Raw genomic sequence first — 4,193 nt, 5'->3', positions numbered from 1 at the left:
GCCAAGTGGTAGTTAATGCTCTTCAAAGAGTGCGACTCAACTTCTACCGCAAAGACCCCAGCAGTTGTCTTGAAGAAATCCGATTTCCTGATTTCCACATAGCCCAAGAGCTACCCCTGAACCAAGTTACTCCCATTGAGTTTACTCCCAACCAACCAGGAACCTACACCTTTACCTGCGGCATGAATATGTTTCGCGGTGTCTTGGAGGTTAGGTAGCGCGTAAAATAGGGGGATTTCCCCCACTCGCTGTTACCTAACCCCTTCGGGGTGAAAGCAGGCGAAAATAGTTATTTTAGAGGATTTAGAATTATGGGGTTTTACTCACAGGTTATTTTACCGCGCTTTTTAGATTGGAGCTTATCAGACCCAAATTTAGCCAAATACCGTCAGGAACTACTCGCAGATGTCCAAGGAGAAGTTCTAGAAATTGGTTTTGGAACTGGATTAAATCTCGCCTTCTATCCTCCACATATTCACAAAATTACCACCGTAGATGCAAATCCTGGTATGAATGCTTTTGCAAAAAAGCGTATTAGTAACTCAAATATAACAGTTGAGCAATTAATGCTATCGAGTGAAAATTTACCAATATCAAATAATACTTTTGATAGCGTTGTCAGTACTTTTACATTATGCAGCATTGCCAATGTAGAGCAAGCACTTCAAGAAATTTACCGCATCCTCAAACGAGGTGGTAGGTTTTTCTTTTTGGAACATGGGTTAAGCGATAAACCTAACATACAGCTTTGGCAACATCGGCTAACACCTATTCAAAAAGTAATAGCGGATGGATGTCATCTCAATCGAAACATTCGGGAATTGGTAGAAGAGCAATTTGATGATATTGAACTTAAGCAATTTACACCTGAAAAAATGCCAGATATTACGGCTCATCTATATAAAGGAATCGCAACTAAGAGCGCAGCATGAATGATACCGATAAAAAATGCCAATTACTTGACAAGCAAAAGTGAATAATTTGACGTTTCGTCTGAACTCTCTAGTTAACTAGAGGGTTTATGACTAATAAAGCTAATATAAGAGGTTTAGCGAGGGAACTGTTAAATATGTTACTCAAAGAACAGGGAAAACAAATTGGTGTTGTTGCTAAAGAAAGTGGTGTGCCGATTAAAACTATTCGCTACTACGAAGAACTGGGCTTGCTCAAGGCTTCGGATCGAACTGAGGGTGGATTTCGATTATTTAACTCAAATGTTTTTGCCCGCCTAAGCTTTATCAAGCGTGCCCAGAGCCTTGGATTGAGCTTGTTAGAGATTAAAGAGTTTTTGGATGTGCATGACCAAGGGGATTTACCCTGCGACCACATCAAAGCAAAACTGAATGATAAAGTTACAGCAATCGAATACCAAATTGAACAGCTACAGGTCTTGAAGTTAGAGTTAGAAGGGCTACTTTCAGGCTGGAAAAGTGTTTCTGAAATACCTGAAAATACCATCTGTCCGATTATCTATCCGACTTAAAAAATCAATCCTGTAATGAGCAGGATAATCTGCAATTTTTGATTCTCTAGTTAACTAGGAAGCAAAAGTGTAATACTACACAGCACTTACGCAACTGTCACAGGCATGCGGCGATCGCCACCCTTGAGAAATCAAAGAAACACTTTATACCAAAAATCTTGTATTCATAACGGTTCTAGAACACCGATTCATTAATAAAACGCAAGACTGATAAACCCCGTTTTAACGTCTTTTACAACCAAACATTCCTTGTTGTAACCGAACGAAACCTGGTTATGAATTCACCGCAAACGAGTCGCACCATTCCGCACCCTGAAGTGTCACATAGTATAGGCGGTGGGCAACGGGCTAGGAAAACAGTACGTATGTATTAAAAAGAGAGAACAATTTAGAAGTGCGATGAGCGGAGCGTCAAGCCTCCGGCTTATCGCCAATAAAGATGAGGAAAATGCCATGAGTATTGTCTTAGGGTATGCGATGAGGTAAAAAATAAAAAAAGAGCATAGACGAATGGCAATACGGTTCAGTTAAGGAGAATTGTAGGTTGGGTTGAACGTAGTGAAACCCAACAAAGTCTCGGAAATGTTGGGTTTCGTTCCTCAAACGCCAGACTTGCCTAGGTCGGGAAAGCCGTCATTCGCGCTGGCTCCCCAACCTACGAAATTTAAGGTTTTTAGCTCTAACTGAACCGTATTGAGACGAATGGCACTAAGAAAAGCCGAAACACTTGTGGTTTAAGCAGTTTGCAATTGCTTGCGTAATTCCTGACGGGGTTTGGTCATCTCTATTGTTTCAATAACAAATTGGCTATTGTACCCCGTTGGAAAATAGCACTTGACACTCCAGCTAACTAGAGATTTAAAAATAGAAGAAACTATAGTAAGTAATGAATTTCAAATTTATGCAACGTATTTCTTGGAAAACTGGGTTTTTTGCGATGACTTTCATAACACTTGCTTCCTTAACAAGCGGCGTGCTGACAGCTTGTTCCACAACGACTTCCCAAAACGAAACCCAAACCCCAAGTACCACCGCAACTGAGGCTAGTGACAAGCAGCAGATGAACCACGGCAGTGGTATGCATCATGATAGTGGCATGAACCACAGCATGGCAATGGATTTAGGTCCAGCGGATGCCAACTACGATTTGCGGTTCATTGATGGGATGACTCCGCACCATCAAGGTGCTGTGGTGATGGCAAAAGAAGCCCTACAGAAATCAAAACGTCCTGAAATCAAAAAGCTAGCAGAAGAAATCATCAAAGCTCAAAACAAAGAAATTGCTGAGTTGAAACAGTGGCGACAAGCTTGGTATCCCAAAGCATCTAGCACGCCAATGGCTTGGAATACTCAAAAGAATCAGACGATCGCAATGTCTGATGAACAATCTAAAGCTATGCGAATGGACATGGACTTGGGAGCCGGTGATGCTGAATTTGATTTGCGCTTCATCAATGCAATGATTCCGCATCATGAAGGAGCGGTGACAATGGCGCAAGATGCATTGAGTAAGTCCAAGCGCCCTGAAATCAAGAAACTGGCTCAAAATATTATCACTTCTCAACAAAAAGAAATTGAACAAATGAAGCAATGGCGACAAGCTTGGTACAACCAGTAGTAAGAGTGGGGGAGCAGAGGAGCAGAGGAGCACCAGGTGTTGAAAAGAGAACCAATCAAAAGTCACAAAGATTTAAGAGTTTATCAAATGGCTTTTGATGCTGCGATGAAAATATTTGAGGTGTCTAAAGACTTTCCTGTAGAGGAACGATATTCTTTAACTGATCCTCCGGCTTGGTGCAATCGCTTATGGAGGGAATTAACGCCAGTTACCTACGGAAGGAAAACGCCACATGCTTCCAGCCGGGAAACCCTTTCGGTAGATACCTGTGGAGGGAAACCCTCCCGCAGTACTGCCTCACCAACGCAGTGGCTCCCCTCCTGCTCCCCTGCTCCCCTGTCTGTTCTTATCGCTATTTCATCCTAATTTCATTTCTCAATGCAAAACTAAGAAATATGTGCATCTACTATTTATAAAGCCTAAAAGCACAAAAGCGCCCTACTAGCTCCGTTCCCTCAGTATATAAAAACTTTAAAAGTGCTATGCGTCACCCTTATTCTAAGCCATCAACAGCCATTCGTTGTGTGTCAGGCACACTTGCAAGTCTGCTCTTACTTGCCAGTCCTGCAGTAGTTTTAGCACACGGCGGACACGGAGACGAATTTCAAGGAGGAAATGAAACCTCTCAAAATAGTGGCTCTGTTCAAGTTGATACAGAAACTGCAAAACGGTTGGGAATAAAGGTCGAGCCAGTCAAAAGCCAGCGACTAGCGGTTGGTATTAAAACCACCGGACAAATTGAAACCTTGCCCAGTCAAAAAGCGGAAGTCAATACCCCAATTGCTGGGGCGAAAGTAGTTGAGTTATTGGTGGAACCCGGTGCAGTCGTAAAAAAAGGTCAACCTGTAGCTGTTGTAACCAGTCCTGACTTGGTGACACTGCGTGTTGAATCTCAGGGAAAACTTGCTGAAGCTGAGGCTGACTTGCAGCAAGCGCAAGCTGACTTACAACTCGCTCAACAAAACTACGACAAATATCAGCAAATAGCCGTAGCGGAAATAGCCTCTGCACAGAGCCAGGTATCATTTGCTCAAGAAAAGTACGACAAGGACAAGCAGTTAGCTGATTCTGGCGCTTTACCATTACGTGATG

Annotated in this window: 5 protein-coding genes and 1 pseudogene; all 6 read left to right on the top strand. The window is 42.6% G+C overall.

What is annotated here, in order from left to right:
- On the top strand, window positions 1–218 hold a 218-nt coding region (locus AC5590_RS18760), incomplete at its 5' end, for a cupredoxin domain-containing protein (RefSeq protein WP_211178797.1).
- A 93-nt stretch (window positions 219–311) separates the two neighbouring features.
- The gene (locus tag AC5590_RS18755) at window positions 312–932 is read left to right on the top strand and encodes a class I SAM-dependent methyltransferase (protein WP_169268901.1); all 621 of its coding nucleotides are present in this window, start codon (window positions 312–314) and stop codon (window positions 930–932) included.
- Window positions 933–1,069: 137 nt separating this feature from the next.
- Entirely contained in the window at window positions 1,070–1,483 is a 414-nt protein-coding gene (locus AC5590_RS18750) for a heavy metal-responsive transcriptional regulator (RefSeq protein ID WP_169268902.1), read from the top strand.
- Between the two features lie 901 nt (window positions 1,484–2,384).
- A complete protein-coding gene (locus AC5590_RS18745) occupies window positions 2,385–3,101 on the top strand; it encodes a DUF305 domain-containing protein (RefSeq protein ID WP_169268900.1) in 717 nt (238 codons plus the stop codon).
- Between the two features lie 39 nt (window positions 3,102–3,140).
- The gene (locus tag AC5590_RS18740; protein ID WP_246163639.1) at window positions 3,141–3,467 is read left to right on the top strand and encodes a four helix bundle protein; all 327 of its coding nucleotides are present in this window, start codon (window positions 3,141–3,143) and stop codon (window positions 3,465–3,467) included.
- 116 nt (window positions 3,468–3,583) lie between these two features.
- A pseudogene (locus AC5590_RS18735) lies at window positions 3,584–4,193 on the top strand (HlyD family secretion protein); the annotation flags it as partial.

The organism is Brasilonema octagenarum UFV-OR1 (genome assembly GCF_963888615.1).
Classification (GTDB): domain Bacteria; phylum Cyanobacteriota; class Cyanobacteriia; order Cyanobacteriales; family Nostocaceae; genus Brasilonema; species Brasilonema sennae.
Note: the sequence above shows the minus strand (reverse complement) of the source record. Positions and strands in the feature narration are given on the sequence as shown.

What these genes read in the sequence shown, in the direction of transcription:
- AC5590_RS18745 (WP_169268900.1), top strand. Translation starts at nt 2,385, where the DNA reads ATGCAACGTATTTCTTGGAAAACTGGGTTTTTTGCGATGACTTTCATA.
- AC5590_RS18755 (WP_169268901.1), top strand. Translation starts at nt 312, where the DNA reads ATGGGGTTTTACTCACAGGTTATTTTACCGCGCTTTTTAGATTGGAGC.
- AC5590_RS18750 (WP_169268902.1), top strand. Translation starts at nt 1,070, where the DNA reads ATGTTACTCAAAGAACAGGGAAAACAAATTGGTGTTGTTGCTAAAGAA.